General features: G+C 67.4%; 16 protein-coding genes. 11 read left to right on the forward strand and 5 right to left on the reverse strand.

Features of this window, described 5'->3' with window-relative positions; all coding sequences use genetic code 11:
• Positions 1–296 precede the first annotated feature (296 nt).
• Positions 297–2,021 carry a dihydrolipoyllysine-residue acetyltransferase gene (gene aceF, locus ACR9ZH_RS17170; RefSeq protein WP_481291975.1) on the forward strand — a complete coding sequence of 575 codons (1,725 nt, stop codon included), beginning with the start codon at positions 297–299 and terminating at the stop codon, positions 2,019–2,021.
• 13 nt (positions 2,022–2,034) lie between these two features.
• On the forward strand, positions 2,035–3,828 hold the full coding sequence (lpdA, locus tag ACR9ZH_RS17175) for a dihydrolipoyl dehydrogenase (protein ID WP_481291976.1): 1,794 nt from the start codon (positions 2,035–2,037) through the stop codon (positions 3,826–3,828).
• 188 nt (positions 3,829–4,016) lie between these two features.
• Here lpdA and ACR9ZH_RS17180 read toward each other — a convergent pair whose 3' ends face one another.
• Positions 4,017–4,472, reverse strand: a complete 456-nt coding sequence (locus tag ACR9ZH_RS17180) for an REP-associated tyrosine transposase (protein WP_481291977.1) — start codon at positions 4,470–4,472, stop codon at positions 4,017–4,019.
• 306 nt (positions 4,473–4,778) lie between these two features.
• Between ACR9ZH_RS17180 and ACR9ZH_RS17185 the strand changes: the two genes are divergently transcribed.
• Both ACR9ZH_RS17185 and ACR9ZH_RS17190 read left to right on the forward strand, forming a co-directional pair.
• Positions 4,779–6,107: an APC family permease gene (locus ACR9ZH_RS17185; protein ID WP_481291978.1), complete on the forward strand. Its 1,329-nt coding sequence runs from the start codon at positions 4,779–4,781 to the stop codon at positions 6,105–6,107.
• 193 nt (positions 6,108–6,300) lie between these two features.
• Entirely contained in the window at positions 6,301–8,481 is a 2,181-nt protein-coding gene (locus tag ACR9ZH_RS17190; RefSeq protein WP_481291979.1) for a beta-agarase, read from the forward strand.
• On the opposite strand, the gene ACR9ZH_RS17195 is transcribed toward ACR9ZH_RS17190, so the two are convergent.
• The 4 genes from ACR9ZH_RS17195 to ACR9ZH_RS17210 all read right to left on the reverse strand — a co-directional run bounded on the left by ACR9ZH_RS17195 (position 8,464) and on the right by ACR9ZH_RS17210 (position 10,558).
• Positions 8,464–8,646: a hypothetical protein gene (locus ACR9ZH_RS17195; RefSeq protein WP_481291980.1), complete on the reverse strand. Its 183-nt coding sequence runs from the start codon at positions 8,644–8,646 to the stop codon at positions 8,464–8,466. The genes ACR9ZH_RS17190 and ACR9ZH_RS17195 overlap by 18 nt on opposite strands.
• 91 nt (positions 8,647–8,737) lie before the next feature.
• Positions 8,738–9,148, reverse strand: coding sequence for a hypothetical protein (locus ACR9ZH_RS17200; protein ID WP_481291981.1), 411 nt, complete (start codon positions 9,146–9,148; stop codon positions 8,738–8,740).
• Positions 9,149–9,158: 10 nt separating this feature from the next.
• Entirely contained in the window at positions 9,159–9,626 is a 468-nt protein-coding gene (locus tag ACR9ZH_RS17205; protein WP_481291982.1) for an Mpo1 family 2-hydroxy fatty acid dioxygenase, read from the reverse strand.
• Between the two features lie 35 nt (positions 9,627–9,661).
• Positions 9,662–10,558 (reverse strand): phosphoribosylaminoimidazolesuccinocarboxamide synthase, encoded by an 897-nt coding sequence (locus tag ACR9ZH_RS17210; RefSeq protein ID WP_481291983.1) that lies wholly within the window; start codon positions 10,556–10,558, stop codon positions 9,662–9,664.
• A gap of 261 nt (positions 10,559–10,819) precedes the next feature.
• Between ACR9ZH_RS17210 and ACR9ZH_RS17215 the strand changes: the two genes are divergently transcribed.
• The 7 genes from ACR9ZH_RS17215 to ACR9ZH_RS17245 all read left to right on the forward strand — a co-directional run bounded on the left by ACR9ZH_RS17215 (position 10,820) and on the right by ACR9ZH_RS17245 (position 18,108).
• On the forward strand, positions 10,820–11,131 hold the full coding sequence (locus ACR9ZH_RS17215) for a c-type cytochrome (RefSeq protein ID WP_481291984.1): 312 nt from the start codon (positions 10,820–10,822) through the stop codon (positions 11,129–11,131).
• Complete coding sequence (gene djlA / locus ACR9ZH_RS17220; RefSeq protein WP_481291985.1) at positions 11,128–11,934, forward strand: co-chaperone DjlA; 807 nt, start codon at positions 11,128–11,130, stop codon at positions 11,932–11,934. The genes ACR9ZH_RS17215 and djlA overlap by 4 nt, the downstream gene beginning before the upstream one ends.
• 220 nt (positions 11,935–12,154) lie before the next feature.
• On the forward strand, positions 12,155–12,829 hold the full coding sequence (gene rpe, locus ACR9ZH_RS17225; RefSeq protein WP_481291986.1) for a ribulose-phosphate 3-epimerase: 675 nt from the start codon (positions 12,155–12,157) through the stop codon (positions 12,827–12,829).
• Positions 12,830–13,161: 332 nt separating this feature from the next.
• The gene (locus tag ACR9ZH_RS17230; RefSeq protein ID WP_481291987.1) at positions 13,162–13,911 is read left to right on the forward strand and encodes a hypothetical protein; all 750 of its coding nucleotides are present in this window, start codon (positions 13,162–13,164) and stop codon (positions 13,909–13,911) included.
• A gap of 62 nt (positions 13,912–13,973) precedes the next feature.
• Complete coding sequence (locus tag ACR9ZH_RS17235; RefSeq protein ID WP_481291988.1) at positions 13,974–14,747, forward strand: hypothetical protein; 774 nt, start codon at positions 13,974–13,976, stop codon at positions 14,745–14,747.
• Positions 14,748–15,297: 550 nt separating this feature from the next.
• On the forward strand, positions 15,298–15,987 hold the full coding sequence (gene pdsR / locus ACR9ZH_RS17240) for a proteobacterial dedicated sortase system response regulator (RefSeq protein WP_481291989.1): 690 nt from the start codon (positions 15,298–15,300) through the stop codon (positions 15,985–15,987).
• A 123-nt stretch (positions 15,988–16,110) separates the two neighbouring features.
• The gene (locus ACR9ZH_RS17245) at positions 16,111–18,108 is read left to right on the forward strand and encodes an ATP-binding protein (protein WP_481291990.1); all 1,998 of its coding nucleotides are present in this window, start codon (positions 16,111–16,113) and stop codon (positions 18,106–18,108) included.
• The last annotated feature ends 151 nt before the right edge of the window (positions 18,109–18,259 follow it).

The raw sequence follows: 18,259 nt of genomic DNA on the forward strand, positions 1-18,259 counted from the left end.
AGATGTGTATAAGAGACAGGCTTTTCGCTAGGAGCAGCAGGTCCTGTGTCTTCTCGCGAAAGGCTGTCGCGCGCAGGCGCGCTCCTACAGCGCGTGAGGTCCTTAGAGATGGCGGCCTCGGCTCCAGAACCCCTGCGCAAACCAGAAATCCGCCCCAACGACCGTTTTAATCGTGGAAAACGGGTCCAGCCGCGCCCGCGAGGGATTACAATCGACCGGTTGCGCCGCAGCACGGGCGCCCCATTCCCCCGCCAGCGGGTTCGTCCGCCCGCAAGCGCCTGTTTTTAGGAGGTTCCATGGCCGACGTCAAAGAAGCCCGCATTCCCGATATCGGTGGCAAACCGGTGCCGATCATCGAAATCATGGTCAAGGTCGGCGATCGCGTCGAAAAGGACCAGAGCCTCCTGACGCTTGAATCCGACAAGGCCACCATGGAAGTGCCGGCGCCTTTCGCTGGCGTCATCAAGGAACTGAAGGTGAAGGTCGGCGACGAAGTCGACGAGGGCGCCGTCATCGCGCTGGTGGAGGCCGAAGGCGAGGCCCCGGCTGCCGTCGCTCCGAAGAGCGAAGCACCCAAGGCCGACGCCCCGCAGGCCGCCGCTCCGGCGCCGGCTCCCGCGCCCGCCCCGGCTCCGGCACCCGCCGCCGCGAAGGCCCCTTCGGCCTCGAAGTCGTCCGGTCCCGTCGAAGTGAAGGTGCCCGACATCGGCGGCAAGCCGGTGCCGATCATCGAGATCATGGTGAAGGCGGGCGATCGCGTGGAGAAGGACCAGAGCCTCATGACGCTCGAGTCCGACAAGGCCACGATGGACATCCCTGCGCCGTCCGCGGGCACGATCAAGGAACTCAAGGTCAAGGTCGGCGACGAGGTGAATGACGGCCACGTCATCGCCATCCTCGAAGGCGAGGGCGGTGAAGCCGCTTCGGCCGACGAGCAGCCGGCGCCGTCCACCGACAAGCCTGGCATCGCCGAGGCGCCCGCTCCCGCGCCGCAGCGCAGCGCGGCCGCGCCGGCGCCCGCAGCTGCCGCTGCCGACGCCCCGGTGGGCGGCGCACCGCGCACGCCGCCGGTGTCCTTCGACGCCAGCGTCATCATGCCGGCCAACGCGCCGTACGCCAGCCCCGCCGTCCGCGCCTTCGCGCGCGAACTCGGCGTGGACGTGGCCCAGGTGAAGGGCAGCGGTCGCGGTGGACGCATCCAGCGCGAAGACGTCGCCAGCTACGTGAAGCAGGTGATGACCGCCGGTGTGGCGCCTTCTGCAGGCGGCGCCGTCGCCGCCGGTGGCGGCCTCAACCTGCTGCCGTGGCCGAAGGTGGACTTCTCGAAGTTCGGTGAAGTGGAAGAGAAGCCGCTCGGCCGGATCCCGAAGATCTCGGCGGCCAACCTCTCACGCAACTGGGCGATGATTCCGCACGTCACGCAGTTCGAAGACGCGGACATCACCGAGATGGAAGCCTTCCGCAAGAAGCTCGGCGAAGAGAACAAGGAACTCAAGATCACCCCGCTGGTATTCCAGATCAAGGCGGTGGTCGCGGCGCTGAAGAAGTTCCCCACCTTCAACGCCTCGCTGGACGCGTCGGGCGAGAAGCTCACGCTCAAGAAGTATTTCCACATCGGCATCGCCGTGGACACGCCGGACGGCCTCGTCGTACCGGTCATCCGCGACGCCGACAAGAAGGGCCTGCTCGAGCTCGCCGCCGAACTGGGCGAGATCTCGAAGAAGGCGCGCGACAAGAAGCTCACGGCCAACGACATGCAAGGCGGTTGCTTCTCCATCTCGTCGCTCGGAGGTATCGGTGGCACGGCGTTCACGCCGATCATCAATGCGCCGGAGGTGGCGATCCTCGGCGTGTCGAAGGCGCAGATGAAGCCGGTCTGGAACGGCAAGGAATTCGCGCCGCGCCTGATGCTGCCGCTGTCGCTGTCGTACGACCATCGCGTGATCGACGGCGCACTTGCCGCGCGCTTCGCGGTGTACCTGGCCAACCAGCTCGGCGACATCCGTCGCCTGCTGCTCTGACGGGGGATCGCGCATGGCTAACACGATCGAACTGAAGGTCCCCGATCTCGGCGGCTCGCACGACGTGCCCGTCATCGAGATCCTGGTGAAGGTCGGCGACACCGTCGCCAAGGACCAGAGCCTCATCACGCTGGAATCCGACAAGGCCACGATGGACGTGCCCGCCTCGCAGGCTGGCAAGATCGTCGAACTCAAGCTCAAGGTCGGTGACGAAGTGAACGACGGTTCCGTCATCGCCCTCATCGAGGCCGAAGGTGGCGAGGAAGCGCCGGCTGCCGATAAGGTCTTCGGCCAGTCGGTGACGAAGGAAGCGCCGCCGCCGGCCCCGCCGTCGCCCGCTCCGGCGCCGCCGAAGCAGGCCGCCCCCGCGGCTGCCGGCGATTCCGGCCGCAAGGCCGACATCGAGTGTGACCTGGTCGTGCTGGGCTCTGGCCCGGGCGGCTATACCGCCGCGTTCCGCGGTGCCGACATCGGCCTCGACACCGTGCTGGTCGAGCGCTACGAGTCGCTCGGCGGCGTGTGCCTCAACGTGGGCTGCATTCCGTCGAAGGCGCTGCTGCATGCGGCCGCCGTCATCGACGAAGCGTCCCACATGGAAGCGCACGGCATCACCTTCGGCAAGCCGAAGATCGACCTCGACAAGCTGCGCTCGTTCAAGGAGAAGGTGGTCGGCAAGCTCACCGGCGGCCTCGCCCAGATGGCGAAGGCGCGCAAGGTGCGCACCGTCACCGGCGTCGGCAGCTTCATTTCGCCCAACGAAATGGAAGTCGAGACGGCCGAGGGCACGAAGCTCATCCGTTTTCGCAACGCCATCATCGCCGCGGGTTCCGAGGCGGTGAAGCTGCCCTCGTTCCCGTGGGACGACGAACGCATCATCACCTCCACCGGCGCACTCGAACTGCCCGACGTGCCGAAGAAGCTGCTCGTCGTCGGCGGCGGCATCATCGGCCTCGAGATGGCCACGGTGTATGCGGGCCTGGGCTCCGAGGTCACGGTGGTCGAACTCGCCGACCAGCTCATCCCCGGTGCCGATGCCGACCTGATCAAGCCGCTGCAGGCGCGCATCGCCAAGCGTTACAAGGGCATCCACCTGAAGACGAAGGTGGTGGAAGCGAAGGCCACGAAGAAGGGCATCGAAGTCACCTTCGACGGCGAAAGCATCCCCGAGACGACCGTGTACGACCGCGTGCTCGTCGCCGTCGGCCGCGTGCCGAACGGTGGCAAGGTCGGCGCGGAGAAGGCCGGCGTGCAGGTCACCGAGCGTGGCTTCATCCCGGTCGACCGCCAGATGCGCACCAACGTGAAGCACATCTTCGCCATCGGCGACCTCGTGGGCCAGCCGATGCTGGCGCACAAGGCCACGCATGAAGCCAAGGTGGCGGCGGAAGTCGCCGCGGGGCAGAAGAGCTTCTTCGACGCGCGCGTGATCCCGTCGGTGGCGTACACCGATCCGGAAATCGCCTGGGTCGGCGTGACCGAGCGCGAGGCGAAGGAAAAGGGCCTGAAGATCGGCGTGGGCAAGTTCCCGTGGGCCGCCTCCGGCCGCGCCATCGGCATCGACCGTACCGAGGGCTTCACCAAGCTCCTGTTCGACGAGGAAACCCACCGCATAGTCGGCGCCGGCATCGTCGGCCCGCACGCGGGCGACCTCATCTCCGAACTCGCGCTGGCCATCGAAATGGGCGCGGAGGCCGGCGACATCGGCCGCACCGTCCACCCCCACCCCACGCTCGGCGAGTCCGTCGGCATGGCGGCAGAGGTGTACGAAGGGACGATCACGGATCTTTATATTCCGAAGAAGAAGTAAAGCCCCCGCAAGGCGCGCTCCCCTGTAGGAGCGCGCCCTGCGCGCGACCTCTTTTGAGGCCGGCCCGGGCAGCCGCCGAGCCTTTGTAGGAGCGCGCTTCGCGCGCGACATCTTTTGAGGCCGAACCTCGACGCTGGCGCGCCAGCTTGCCGACTGATGCGAAAAAACTGTCGCGCGCAGGCGCGCTCCTACAGCCAGATGGCGTTCCAATAGGGGTAATTTCCCACTCGATCCACGATCCCGGCTCTCACGGGGTTGGCGATGACGTAGCGCGCCATCGCCCGCAGATCGTCCTCTCGCCGCAACGCCCGGTCGTGAAACGCCCGCTGCCAAAGCGGAGACGTTCGCCCCTCTTCGCGAAACGCCCTGGTCACGAGCGACTTCATCTTTCCGATGGCCTTCGAAAGATCGCCGTCGTCGAGGCGAACCAACCCATGCCAATGGTCGGGCATAAGCACCCACGCGAGACACGTAGCATGCCGCCAGCTTTTCGGTGATCCGATGACGCGGGAAGCAAGCCGCGCAGCCCGGTAATCGCGAAACACGGGCGCACGGTTCCAGGCAACCGCCGTCACGAGATAGATCCTTCCCGGTTCGGAAACGCGACCGGTACGAAGGGCAGCCTGGCCTGGAAGAATGGGCATCGTTGGAGGTTGCCCGTCTCGGGTCTCACCCGGAATCCGAGGCTTTCCCCGCGGAATGTAAGTGCACCCCGCTTTGGGGCCGTCGTGGAATCTGCCGAGTCCCTTGTAGGAGCGCGCTATGCGCGCGACATCTCTTGGGGCCGAGCCTGGAAGCTGGCGCGCCAGCTTGCGGACTGGCGCGAAAGACTGTCGCGCGCAGGCGCGCTCCTACAGTACGCCGCCGTCGATACGGCGCCGTGGATACGCAGCCGTCTCCATGACCAAGGCAATCTCGCTCTGCGGCCCGGCTTATGGCATGGTCCGCGGATGCCTGCACCTCAGCCAGCCCACTACCTCCGTCGCCTTGGCATCTGGGATGCCGCGATGATCGTCATCGGCGGTGTCATCGGCGCGGGCATCTTCCGCACGCCGGCCACCGTCGCGCAGCTCACCAGTTCCGGCACCGAGGTCATCGTGCTCTGGACGCTGGGTGGCCTGCTCACTCTGGCAGGGGTGCTCTGTTACGCCGAACTCGGCGCCAGGCGCCCGCAGGCCGGCGGTACCTATGTGTACCTGCGCGAGGCCTTCGGCCAGCTGCCGGCCTTCCTGTTCGGCTGGACCATGGCGCTCATCAACTACCCGGGCAGCGTCGCCGCGGTGGCCACGACCTTCGCCGACTATGCTTGCCGTGCGATGGGCCTGCCGCATGACTGGGTGAAACCGCTGGCCGTAGGCGCCATCAGCTTCATCGTGGCGGTGAACCTGTTCGGCATCCGCGCCGGTGCCTGGGTGCAGAACATCTTCACCCTGCTCAAGCTCGGCGCGGTCGCGCTGCTGATCGTCGTGGGACTGTTCCTGGCGCGAGGGCACCTCGGGCTGGCCTTCGCACACGACCCGACCCATGACGTGCCCGTCGGCACGATCGTGGGTGCGCTGCTGCCGGCCCTGTTCGCTTACGGCGGCTTCCATTACCTCAACGACCTCGCCGGCGAAGTTCGCGAACCGCAGCGCACGCTGCCCCGTGCGCTCGGACTCGGCATGATCAGCGTGGTGGTCTGCTATGTGCTGGTAAACATCGCCTACATGGCCGGCCTGGGCCACGCCGGGCTTGCCGCGAGCACCGCACCGGCGGCCGACCTGATGCGCCGCGTCTTCGGCGAATCCGGCGCCACCATCATTGCCGTGGGCATCGCGTGCTCCACCTTCGGTTACTGCAGCATCGCCGTCGCCGGCGGTGCGCGCGTGTTGCAGGTGATGAGCGCGGACGGGATGTTCTTCCGGCCCATCGCGCGTATCGAGCCGCGTACCGGCGCGCCGCAGTTCGCCCTCGTCGTGCTGGGCGGCTGGGCGATCGTGCTGATTATTTCGGGCAGCTTCAACGCACTGCTGAATTACACGACGGTGGGCGAGTGGTTGTCGCATGCCTTCGGCATCGCGACGATCTTCTGGTATCGCAAGAAGCTGAAGTCCGAGCCGTCGCCATACCTGGTGCCGGGATACCCGTGGTTGCCTTTGATCTTCACGACCACGGTGCTCTGCGTGATCGCGGCGACCGCGATCGCCGCACCCGGCGACGCGGGGATGAGCCTGCTGATCATCGCGATCGGCGTGCCCGTCTATTACCTGTGGCGCCGACGCCAGACATCCGCGGTGTAGGAGCGCGCCTTGCGCGCGACATGTTTTGAGGCCGTGCCTCGGAGCTGGCGCGTGAACATGGGAACCGGCGCGAAAAGCTGTCGCGCGCTTTGCGCGCTCCTACAGCGTACGGTGCCGGCGTCAGGGAGTGTTCGCGTCGTTCGTACGGTGCCGGCGTAGGGTGCGTTCACGTCGTTCGTGGCAGATTTGGACCATGCGCCTGATTACTGCCGTCTTGTTCGTTGTTCCGACCGTAGCTGCCCAGGCCAATGCGGTGGATCCGGTTCATCCGGCCGATGGCCTGCGCATCGCTGCGACCGACGCCACGCTCGATCCCACCGTGCGGAAAACGGCCAACGGTGAGGAACTGGTGGCGCTCACCTTCAAGCCCGCTGCCAAGCCTTCGCTCTCGCTGGCACCTGGGCAAGGGACTTGGGCCTGGCCCGCAGGTGGCACCCTGCGCTGGCGGGTGCAGAACGGGATGCCGTGGCCGGTCACGCTGATCGTCGACGTGGCTTCGGGCGGAAGACACCTCACGGCGACGGTGGGACTGCCGCCGGGGCCGCCGGTCACCCTGGCCTTGCCGTTGAAGGCGACGTCGCCACGGGCCTTCGGCATGCAGGCGGGGCCGCCGATGCCGTTTCGCGATGGCGACACCGAGCGGCTCGTTGCCACCAGCGTGGACGGTGCCGTCGACGCGAACAAGATCGGTTCGGTCACCCTGTCGATGCCGCGGCCGGGAGCGGCGCAGACGATCCTGATCGGAAAGCTGGACGGCGCGGGGAACGACGATTTACGCAGCGCCTATACCCACATCGTCGACCGCTACGGCCAACACACCCGTGCCACGTGGCCGGAAAAAATCGCCGACGACGAAGCGCTGAAAGCGAAGGCCAACGCCACGCCCGCGACCACCGAAGCGAAGAACCTCGATCGCTACGGCGGCCGCACCGACCTGCCGGCCATGCAGGCCACGGGGTGGTTCCACACGCAGAAGCTGGACGGCCGCTGGTGGCTGGTGACGCCGGAAGGGCATGCGTTCTTCTCGCTGGGCGTGAACGCCGTGAACCTCACCGACGGCCGCACCTACGTGCAAGGCCGCGAGTACATGTTCGACGATCCCGCGGCGGCGAGCGGGAGGTTCGGCGGCGTCGCCGACAGCCGCAGCGACCAGGGCTCGCAGCGCGACAACGGCATGAACCACGGCCGTTGGTGGGACATCTACGCGAACAACGTGGCGCGCACGCTCGGCGACGGTTACGCCGCCGCATGGCGCAAGCGCACGATCGAGCGCCTCAAGGCATGGCGCTTCAACACGCTGGGCAACTGGAGCGACCCGGCGTTCTCTGTGGGAGCCGCTTCAGCGGCGACGGGTGCTTGCGACAAGCTTGCCCGCTGCCGCGGGATCGCCGGCGGAGCCGGCGACCACATGGCCTATACGGTCCCGATCCTCATCGCGGGCAACTTCAACGCGGTCAGTACCGGCTTCGACTACTGGGGCCGCATGCCGGACCCCTTCGATCCGCGCTTCGCGGAAGCGGCCCAAGCCGCCGTGGCGAAAGCGACGCGGAGCGTCAAGGACGATCCCTGGCTGCTCGGCTACTTCGCCGACAACGAACTGGCGTGGGCTGGCGAAGGCCCGCAAGGCCGCTGGGCACTCGCGACCGGTACGCTGAAACAAGGCCCCGCCAGCCCCGCGAAACGCGCCTTCCTCGCCTACCTGAAGAAAACGCACGGCGACGCGGCAAGCTTCGCCAAGGCGTGGGGCGTCGAGGCCGCGTCGTGGGACCAGGTGGCAGCGCAAGGTTTCAAAGCGCCCGATCCCAACGAAGCGCATCCCGCCATCGCCAGCGATTACATCGCCTTCCTCAGGCAGTACGCGGAGCAGTACTTCCGCACGGTCGGCGACACACTGAAAAAAGCCGACCCGCACCACCTCTTCCTCGGCGGCCGGCTGGCGGTAAGAACGCCGGAAGTGGAAGAAGCCAGCGCCCGCTACGCCGACGTCACCAGCATCAACACCTATACCGACCTCCCCGAACACGGCTTCGACGTCGCCGCATTCCGGAAGCTCGACAAACCGGTGATGATCACCGAGTTCCACTTCGGCTCGGCCGACCGGGGGCCGTTCGGCCAGGGCCTGGTCGCCGTGGCCAATGAGGAAGAACGCGGCAAGGCCTATAAGCGCTTCGTCGAAGCGGCGGCGGCCTCAGGCATCGTCGTCGGCACGCACTGGTTCCAGTACGTCGACCAGCCGGTCACGGGGCGCGTCCTCGACGGCGAAAACGCGCACATCGGGCTCGTCGGCATCACCGACATCCCGTTCGAAAGCTTCACCCGCGCGGTGACCGACACCAACGCCCGTACGGGCGGCGGATCAGGCGGCGTGCGTTAGCGGGACACCGCGATGGCCGCCACGCGTGATGTCGCGCCCCAGCGCGAAGGCGATCGGTTCCGCGATGCCGAACACGGTGCTCAGCACCACGTTCTGGTTCACCGCATAACTCATGGAAAACGCGATGCTGAAATGCGTCGCGGCAAACTTAATCTGTCGAGCCATGGCCGGACACTCCCAATACGAATGAATCTCATTATGGGGGCGGTGCGGGGCAAGTCCAACTGATATGGCGAATGGCAACGATAGGACGGCCCTATCGGCGGATGACGGTGCCGACGATCATCGCCACGACCATCACCAGCGCCACGGCCATGCAGGCGCTGGTCGGCTTCACCCGGCGGGCGTCCACGCGCGGGACCATCCACCAGACCAGCGCGGCGCCCAGCAGCATGTCGACGACGAGGGAGGCGCGCATCCAGGGCAGGGCGAAGATCGATTCCCCCGGCGCCTGCCCATGCTGGGCGGCGATCACGAGGCCGCCGGTAAGCACCGCGGCCAGGGCCCAGATCAGGCTGGCCAGATAGGCGCGGTTGAACACCACCGGCGTCTTCTCCAGCCAGCGCAGGGCCAGCCACACGATCAGCGCGGGAACCACGGCGATGGCGCTGGAATAGATCACCCACCAGATGGCGGCGGAAAGCAGGGTCAGAAGCGACTGGGTCACGGCATGTCCGTCAGTACGACACGCCGAAGCGGCCGAGGGCCTTGCTCATCAGCCACGCGGGGCCGATCAGCAGGTACTGGATGTCGGTGAAAAAGGAGGGGCGGCGGCCTTCGATCCGGTGGCCGACGAACTGGCCGATCCAGGCCACCACGAACACGCCGATCGCCAGCCGCAGCAAGCCGGTGGAACCGATGTTGGCGTAGATCGTGTCGGTGACTAGGGCGAGCGCGACGAAGGCACCCGCCATCGCCAGGCCGATCACCCGCGACAGGCGGTAGTAGTAGAAGCAGAAGGCCAGGAACATCGCCAGCACGGCCCACAGGCCGGGCTTGCCCAGCCATTGCGGCACAGGAATCAGCCAGACGAAGGCGATCACGGTCCAGGTGATCGCCGGCACGCAGATCCAGTGGATCAGCTGGTTGGTTGGGTTCTGGTGGTCGCGGCTGTAGTTGCCGAACCAGGTGGCTGCGTCGCGCATGGCTGTCCCCTCCGTGCTGCCTCGATGGAGCAAGCTTAGTCCAGGCGGATGCCCGCCAGCTTGTCCAGCGCCTCGGCGTACTTCGCCGCGGTGCCGGCGATGACCTTCTCCGGCACCTTCGGTGCGGGGGGCGCCTTGTTCCAGCCGATGTCGAGCAGGTAGTCGCGGACGAACTGCTTGTCGTAGCTGGGCGGGCTGATGCCCACGGCGTATTCGTCCGCCGGCCAGAAGCGCGAGGAATCGGGGGTGAGCATCTCGTCCATGATGTGCAGCACGCCGTTCTCGTCGGTGCCGAACTCGAACTTGGTGTCCGCGACGATGATGCCGCGCTCGGCCGCATAGGCGGCGGCGAAGGCGTAGATCTTCAGCGTGGCTTCGCGCACGGCGTTGGCCAGCTCTTCGCCCACCGCCGCCACGACGGTATCGAAGCTCACGTTCTCGTCGTGGTCGCCCACGGCGGCCTTGGTCGACGGGGTGAAGATGGGCTCGGGCAGCTTCTCGGCCTGGCGCAGGCCAGGCGGCAGGGTGATGCCGCAGAGCGCGCCGGTGGCCTGGTAATCCTTCCAGCCGGAACCGATGAGGTAACCGCGGGCGATGGCTTCCACCGGCACCGGCTTGAGGCGCTTGGTGACCACGGCGCGCTTGGCGTACAGCGAGGCGTCCACGCCGGGGGGCAGCACCGAGGCCACGTCCTCGCCGGTGAGGTGGTTGGGCATGATGTGCGCGGTCTTGCCGAACCAGAAGTTGGAGATCTGGGTGAGCATCTCGCCCTTGCCCGGAATCGGATCGGGCAGCACCACGTCGAACGCCGAGAGCCGGTCCGTCGCCACCATCAGCAGGCGGTTGCCGGGCAGGGCATAGACGTCGCGCACCTTGCCGCGGTGGATCAGCTCCAGGCCGGGCAGGTCGGATTGCGAGAGGGTGGTGGGCACGGCGGGGCTCCGATAGGGCATCAAGCCATCTATTGTAACGCCCCCCTGTAGGAGCGCGCCCTGCGCGCGACAGCCCTTCGCCCCAGTCCGCACCTGGCGCGCCAGGTCCGAAGTCCCGGCCTCAAAACATGTCGCGCGCAAGGCGCGCTCCTACAGGGGGCGCGGTTTGGAGTCGCCGGGGCGCGGTTTCGAGCCGCGGTAACGCGGGAGGGTGCCGGTTGGCCTGCTAGAATCCCGGATTACCGCCCCCATAGCCTCGCCATGCGAATCCTCACGACCGCGGCATTAGCCCTGGCCCTCTCCGCCCCTGTCCTTGCCGACCCGCCCGCGAAGCCCGCGCGCCTCGGCCTGTGTGCGGCCTGCCATGGAGAGAACGGCATGGCGAGGATTCCCGGCGCGCCGAACCTGGCCGGGCAGAAGCGCGATTACCTGCGCGAAGCGCTGCGCCAATACCGCGACGGCCGCCGCGACATCCCCGTGATGCGCGCCGCGACCGGTCCCCTCACCGACGCGGAGCTCGACCAGCTCGCCGAGTGGTTCTCCGCCCAGACCCCGTCCAGGGCCGCTCAATGAATTTCACCGGTACTTTGATCGGCGCCGTGCTCGGCATGTGGCTGACGCACAACTTCCTCGGCGCCATCGTCGGCGGTGCGCTCGGCTTCATGTTCGACGCCAGCCGCCAGCAGCAGCGCCGCCGCGTGCCCACGCAGGGCGGCTACATCGCGCCGCTGTTCGCCCTGATCGGCGCGGTGGCGAAGGCCGACGGGCGCGTGTCCGAGGCCGAAATCGCCATCGCCGAGCGGCTGATGGCGCGCATGGGCCTGGACCAGGACGACCGCCGCACGGCCATCGACGCGTTCAACGAAGGCAAGCAGCCAGAGTTCAACGCCACCGCCGTGATCGACGAGCTGCGCCACTGGGTCGGCCACCGCCGCGACCACGCCTTCCCGGTGATCGACGTGGTGATCGAGACGGTGCTGGCCGAAGGCAATCCCTCGCCCGAAAAGATGGCGCTGCTCCGTCAGCTCGCCTTCGCGCTGCGCGTGAGCGACATGGAACTGATGGCGCTGATGGCGATGAAGGGCTACGCCTGGAACGCCGGCGCCGGCGGCCGTACCCACGGCGGCCGCGCGAATGGCGGCGGCTACGTGCCCCCGCAGCGGAATACGCACGGCCCCGATCCGTACGCCATCCTCGGCATTCAGCGCGACGCGGACGACCGCGCCATCAAGCGCGCCTACCGCAAGCTCATTTCCGAACACCACCCCGATCGCCTCGGCGACCTACCCGAAGACATGCGCCGCCGCGCCGAAACCCGCGCCAGCGAGATCAACGCGGCCTACGAGCGGATCAAGGCGGAGCGGGGGTTCAAGTGAGCGATGGCCCTGTAGGAGCGCGCCTTGCGCGCGACATCTTTTGGGGCCAAGAGCCACAGGGCCTGTTACGCCTCGCGAAAGGATCTAGCCACAGGTCCTGTTACGCCTCGCGAAAAGATGTCGCGCGCAGGCGCGCTCCTACACACAGCACGGGCTTCCACGTCAGGTCGGGTTTAGCCGTATAACCTGAGTATCCACCGCCTTCCCACCGGTATCCGTCATGGCCAAGCAAACCCCCGTCATCGCCCCGTCCATCCTCTCCGCCGATTTCGCCCGGCTCGGCGAGGACACGCGCAAGGTCCTCGATGCCGGTGCGCAGTGGGTGCACTTCGACGTGATGGACAACCACTACGTGCCCAATCTCACCATCGGACCGATGGTGCTGAAGGCGCTGCGCGACTACGGCATCGCCGAGCACATCGACGTGCACCTGATGGTGAAGCCGGTGGACCGCATCGTGCCGGACTTCGCCAAGGCCGGCGCGCGCAGCATCAGCTTCCATCCGGAAGCCAGCGAGCACGTGGACCGCACCATCCAGCTCATCAAGGACGAAGGCTGCGAGGCCGGCCTGGTGTTCAATCCGGCCACGCCGCTGTCCTGGCTCGACTACGTGATGGACAAGATCGACATGGTCCTGATCATGTCGGTGAACCCGGGCTTCGGCGGCCAGAAGTTCATTCCGTCGGCGCTGGACAAGATCCGCCACGTGCGCGAGCGCATCGACGCCAGCGGCCGGGCGATCCGCCTCGAAGTGGACGGGGGCGTCACCCCTGACAACATCGGCCAGATCGCTGCCGCGGGCGCCGACACCTTCGTGGCCGGTTCGGCCATCTTCAACGCGCCCGACTACGCCGACGTGATCCGCCGGATGCACGCGGCGATCGAAGGCCGCTGATCCGGGCTGTAGGAAGGCTCCGGATCGGGTTGTGGGAAGCGCGCTGGCGCCCGAAAGGGTGCTCGCGGCAAGCCCCGTTTCGCGCGCCAGCGCGCTTCCCACAGTGGATCCTACAATCAGGCTTCCGAGCGGGCCCCGGCGATTCCGCGATCAATGCGTTTCACGGAAAGATATCAACCCGGGTGCTACGGTGAAGCCGCCCGCCGGGGAGTCGTGACGGCAGGGCAGGGGACGCCGCTTGCGGACCGTGACGGCGTTTCCGGGGAGGACTCGGCACGGTCCTGATGCCACGCGTACCGGGGGGTACCGTCAGCAAACAGTCGGAGTCGATCATGAAATCCCTGACGTCGTTTGTTCTGTCCCTCGCGGCCCTCGCCGTCGCGCCCCTCGCCATGGCTGGCGAAAAACCGCAACCGTTGCCCGACCAGCAGGACGCCGTATCGCGTTCGCTGATGCCTTGTCCCGGTGGCCTGGAACGGTTCCTCCCGGGCGATTACTACTTCTGCTCCGCCGCCCGCAGCTACTGGAGCGGCCATGACGGGCTCGCCCGGCAGAGTCTGCTGAACGCCGCCAGCTGGGGTAGCAAGCCTGCGCAGTACGCGCTGGGCGTCATGTACTTCAATGGCGACCACGCCGAGAAGAACCGTCCGCTGGGCCTCGCGTGGCTGGCGCTGGCGTCCGAACGGCACGATCCGGCCTACGAGCCCACCTTCGTGTCGGCCTTCCGCCAAGTGACGCCCGAGGAGCGCGCCCAGGCCAACGCTTACTGGAAGGACCTGAAGGGCACGTATTCGGATGCCGTGGCGGCACCCCGCGCCGAACGCCGCTTCGACCGCGAATACCAGCAGATCGCCTGGGCCGTCAACTTCGGCGGCAGCGTGTTCATCGATGGCGTAACCTTGCCATACGGCTACGCGGGCATCCCCGGTGGCGTTCCGCTGCAGAGCGGCTTCTCGCTGGGGCGCATGCTGCAGACCCAGAAGGCGCAGTACTTTTACGGTTACAACAGCCACGTGTTCGTTGGCGACGCGGAGCTCGTCCCGGTCAACGAAGTGGCATCACGCTCGGGGCCGTCGAACTGAGGCCATGCACCCGCATCGCCCGCTCCGGCGGGCGATGCGACTTCAAGGGAAAGGAGATTTACATGCGGATTGCCAGGATCGTCGCTTTCGTATTGTTCGGCTTCTCGACCGCTGTCGCTGCCAGCGACGCGGTTCCCTCCAACCCCAGGGAAGTGATCAGGAACACGGTGCGCGGCTGCGCCACCGGTCTCGAGCGCCTGCTTCCCGGTCAGTATTACTTCTGCGCGGCCGTGCGCGATTACGGTCGCGGACACGACGGGCTGGCGGCCGAGCGTCTGCGTGACGCGGCTTACTGGGGAAGCAAGCCCGCCCAGTACGTGCTGGGCCTCATGTACTTCAATGGTGATGGGCGTCCCACCAACCATCCCCTCGGCATCGCCTGGCTGGCGCTGGCGGCGGAGCGCCACGATCCCCGTTTCGAGAGCACCTTCACCCGCGCCTACCTGAAGAGTTCCGCCGAGGAACGCGCCCAGGCCGACGCGTACTGGCGCGACCTGCGCGACAAATACGCCGACTCCGTCGCCGGCAAGCGCGCGCACCGGCGCTACCTCGCCGAGATGCGCATGATCGAAGCCGCCACCGCGGTGGGCGGCTCCGTGTTCATCGACGGGTTGTCGCCGCCGAATGGCGAATCCATCGGCCAGTTCGGATCAGAGGGCACGGCCAACCGCTACGGAGGCGGCTCCAGTTTCAGCATGAACCAGACGCTGGCGCACGCGGGGGACGATTTCTTCCGCGGCATGGCGGGCACGGTCACGGTGGGCGAAGTGCAGACCGACCTCGTGCCGATCGGGCAGGCGGCGGCGCAGGTCGCACCTCCGCGGCAGGGGCCGTAAAAAAGCTCCCCTATCCATCCGGATGGGGGAGTGAAGGAGGCTCCCAGCAAGGAGCACGGGGGAAAGGGTTAAACCGGTTGCCAGTTCGGGTCGGGTTCCGCCGGCCCGGCGGCTGGCGCGCCTCCGTGCGCGCCGGCCGCGCCAAGGCCTTCCATGGCCGGTTCCACGAAGTCGTCGAAGAGATCCATCAGATCCTCCCGTCAATGCATGCCGAAGAGCAGGCCCAGCAGCAGCGCGCCCAGGGCGAGGGCGACGCGAAGGGGCTCGAAATCGCGTTCCAGTTCGGTGTTGTCGGCGTCGGGCTTGGTTTTCATGGATTCTCCTCCGGCGCCGGATGGCGCGCCGTCATGCACAGTTGAATGCCGCAGGCGGCGGGCGGAGCGTCCCCGGAAGGGCAATCCGCGGATCGTTTATGGCAAAAGAAAGGCAAAGACTTCGTGCACGGCCTGGGGTGGCGAAGAGGCGAAACGCGGGCAAATCGGGCGGAGGCCTTGCGGCGCGGGCAGGCGCATAGCACGCTGCGCACGCCGATCCCCTGAATGGAATGCCCATGGCCCGCAGCATCGCCATCGTCGAAGACGAACCCCTCATCCGCGCCAACTACGTGGAGGCGCTGAATCGTTTCGGCTATGAAACCCGTGGCTACGGCTCGCGCGGCGAGGCCTCCACGGCGTTCGCCATGCGCCTGCCGGAACTGGTGATCATCGACATCGGTCTGGGCGACGAGCCCGAGGGCGGCTTCGACCTGTGCCGTGAACTGCGCGCGAAATCGGCCACGCTGCCGATCATCTTCCTCACCGCGCGGGATTCGGATTTCGACGTGATCTCGGGGCTGCGCCTGGGTGCGGACGATTACCTGTCCAAGGACACCAGCCTGCACCAGCTGGCCGCGCGCATCGCGGCGCTGTTCCGGCGCATCGAATCGCTGAAGACGCCGGCGGCGAGCGAGACGGTGATCGAGCACGGTCCGCTGAAGCTGGAATCCGAGCGCATGCGCGTGCTCTGGAACGGCATCGAGATACCGCTCACGGTGACCGAGTTCTGGATGGTGCACACGCTGGTGCGCTTCCCCGGCCACGTGAAGAATCGCGACCAGCTGATGCGCGAAGCGGAACTGGTGGTGGACGATGCGACGATCACGTCGCACATCAAGCGCATCCGCAAGAAGTTCGTCTCGCTGGCTCCCGATTTCGATGCGATCGAAACAGTGCACGGCGTAGGCTACCGCTGGACCCCATAATGTAGGAGCGCGCAACGCGCGCGACAGCTTTTGAGGCCGTGCCTTGAATCTTGCGCGCAAGAGTCAGGATCGGGGCGAAAAGATGTCGCGCGCGTTGCGCGCTCCTACACTTCCTGCCAAGTCATGAGCCTTCGTCAAAAACTGCTGCTCGTCGCCTTATGCACGCTGGCGCTGCCTGTCGCCGGCTGGCTTTACGTGCGTCAGATGGAAACCCTGCTACGCGAGGGCCAGGCGCAGGCGCTGGTGGCGTCGGCGCGGGCGATGGCGCGCAGCCTCGTGGTGGTCGACGCGCCGCTGCCGCCGGCCGGACCCGCGTGGTACCTGCAACACACGCCCGTGCCGATCACCGTGGACGGTTACGGTGACGATTGGGCCTCGCTGAGCCCCTGGGCGCAGGCCTTCGGCAGCAATGCGAAGGTGATGCTCGCCGAAGACGATCACTGGGTGTACTTCAGCATCGAGGTGCGCGCGCCGCAGCGCCGCCGTGCCGACGCGGACGACCGGCTCGTGCTCAGCGCCGACCATCTCATCGTGTCCATCGCCAGCGGCGAGGATGCGCAGCGTTACGTACTGGCCAGTGCGGCGCCGGGTCCCACCACGGCGATCGCGCTCGATGCCGAAGCCGGCGTGCTGCCCGATCGCATCAATGCGCAATGGCAGGAAGACGGCGGCGGCTTCCGCGTGGAATTCCGCCTCCCGCGCGGACTCCGGCTCGACCGCTTCGGTCTCGGCGTGCATATCGCCGCCAACGGCGACAACGAGCCGCTGAGTGCCGAGAGCCGCCCGCTGATCGACTTCTCCACCTCGCTGTCGCAGGAACTCGCACGCCTGGCGCCCGACGGCGTGCGCGTGCGCATGCTTTCCAGCGATGCGTGGCTGGTGGCGCAAAGCGGCAAGCTGGACCTGCCCGATCTTCCCGCGTCGGAACGCCCGGGCTGGTTCGCCTCGCTGGTCTATCGCTCGCTGCTGGCGACACGCTTCGCCGCGGCAAGCGCCTGGGCCGAGGATGCGCCGCGCATCGACCTTCCCGAAATGCAGGCAGCGCTGAAAGGCAAACCCGCCACGGCGTGGAGGGCAGGCGAAGCCCGTGGCAGCGTGGTGCTCGCCGTGGCGATGCCGGTGCAGATGCGCGGCAAGCTGCATGGCGTGGTGTTGCTCGAGCAGCCGAGCCGGGCCGTGCCCCTGCTGGCCAACCGCGCGCTGTTCGGCCTGCTGCTCACGAGCTTCGCCGTGCTGCTGGTCGCAGGCGGCGTGCTGCTGCTGTTCGCGACGCGGCTCACCATCCGTCTGCGCCGTCTGCGCAACGCCGCCGAGCGTGCGCAGGCCAACGATGGGCGTCTCGACGGACCGTTCCCCCTCACCGACGCGGCGGACGAACTGGGCGACCTGGCACGCAGCTTCGCGCGCCTGTTCGAGGTCGTCGGTGGCTATACCGATTACCTGCGCACGCTGGCGTCCAAGCTTTCGCACGAACTCAACACGCCGCTGGCGATCGTGAAGTCTTCGCTGGACAACCTCGACCACGCCGGGCTGCCCGCGGAAGCGGCGCCTTACCTCGCCCGTGCCCGCGACGGCGTGGCCCGCCTGGGAGCGCTGGTCCGCGCGATGAGCGAGGCCAGCCGCATGGAACGCGCCATCGCTGCCGCCGAGGCCGAGGACGTGAACCTCGCCGACATCGTGCGCGGCTGTGCCGAGGGCTATCGCGCGTTGGCCGGCGACCGCCGCCTCGATACCGAGCTGCCGCCCGGCCCGGTAACCATGCACGTGTCGCCGGAACTCATCGCCCAGGCGTTGGACAAGCTATTCGACAATGCGCTGTCGTTCACCCCGCCGCAGGGCTGGATACGCATCGCACTGCGGCCCACGCCCGAGGGCGCGGACATCGAGCTGTCGAACCAGGGCCCGCCGCTGCCGGCGGCCATGCAGGGCCGCCTGTTCGATTCGCTGGTGAGCCTGCGCGACAAGGCCACGCCCGGCGATGCGCCGCACCTGGGCCTGGGCCTCTACGTGGTGCGCCTGGTCGCCGAGCGTCACCAGGGCAGCGCCAGCGCCCGCAACGTCGACGACGGCGTGGCCTTCACCCTGCACCTGAAAGGCCTTCCCCGCCAACGCCTGGCGTAGGCGCGGCCCCACGACACCCGCCCCCTGTAGGAGCGCGCAACGCGCGCGACGGCCTCCCGCGACCCCCGCACCCATGTAGGAGCGCGCCTGCGCGCGACATCTTTTCGCGACCCCCTCCCAGTCCTGGAAGACCTGTCTCTTATACACATCT

The organism is Luteibacter sp. SVR4-7G (assembly GCF_056755555.1).

Bases quoted from the DNA above. Each gene is read 5' to 3' on its own strand.
- ACR9ZH_RS17185 (WP_481291978.1), top strand. From the start codon at position 4,779: ATGCCTGCACCTCAGCCAGCCCACTACCTCCGTCGCCTTGGCATCTGG.
- ACR9ZH_RS17235 (WP_481291988.1), top strand. From the start codon at position 13,974: ATGCGGATTGCCAGGATCGTCGCTTTCGTATTGTTCGGCTTCTCGACC.
- ACR9ZH_RS17205 (WP_481291982.1), bottom strand. From the start codon at position 9,626: ATGCGCGACGCAGCCACCTGGTTCGGCAACTACAGCCGCGACCACCAG.
- ACR9ZH_RS17215 (WP_481291984.1), top strand. From the start codon at position 10,820: ATGCGAATCCTCACGACCGCGGCATTAGCCCTGGCCCTCTCCGCCCCT.
- ACR9ZH_RS17190 (WP_481291979.1), top strand. From the start codon at position 6,301: ATGCGCCTGATTACTGCCGTCTTGTTCGTTGTTCCGACCGTAGCTGCC.
- lpdA (WP_481291976.1), top strand. From the start codon at position 2,035: ATGGCTAACACGATCGAACTGAAGGTCCCCGATCTCGGCGGCTCGCAC.
- aceF (WP_481291975.1), top strand. From the start codon at position 297: ATGGCCGACGTCAAAGAAGCCCGCATTCCCGATATCGGTGGCAAACCG.
- ACR9ZH_RS17180 (WP_481291977.1), bottom strand. From the start codon at position 4,472: ATGCCCATTCTTCCAGGCCAGGCTGCCCTTCGTACCGGTCGCGTTTCC.
- rpe (WP_481291986.1), top strand. From the start codon at position 12,155: ATGGCCAAGCAAACCCCCGTCATCGCCCCGTCCATCCTCTCCGCCGAT.
- ACR9ZH_RS17230 (WP_481291987.1), top strand. From the start codon at position 13,162: ATGAAATCCCTGACGTCGTTTGTTCTGTCCCTCGCGGCCCTCGCCGTC.
- pdsR (WP_481291989.1), top strand. From the start codon at position 15,298: ATGGCCCGCAGCATCGCCATCGTCGAAGACGAACCCCTCATCCGCGCC.
- ACR9ZH_RS17245 (WP_481291990.1), top strand. From the start codon at position 16,111: ATGAGCCTTCGTCAAAAACTGCTGCTCGTCGCCTTATGCACGCTGGCG.
- ACR9ZH_RS17195 (WP_481291980.1), bottom strand. From the start codon at position 8,646: ATGGCTCGACAGATTAAGTTTGCCGCGACGCATTTCAGCATCGCGTTT.
- djlA (WP_481291985.1), top strand. From the start codon at position 11,128: ATGAATTTCACCGGTACTTTGATCGGCGCCGTGCTCGGCATGTGGCTG.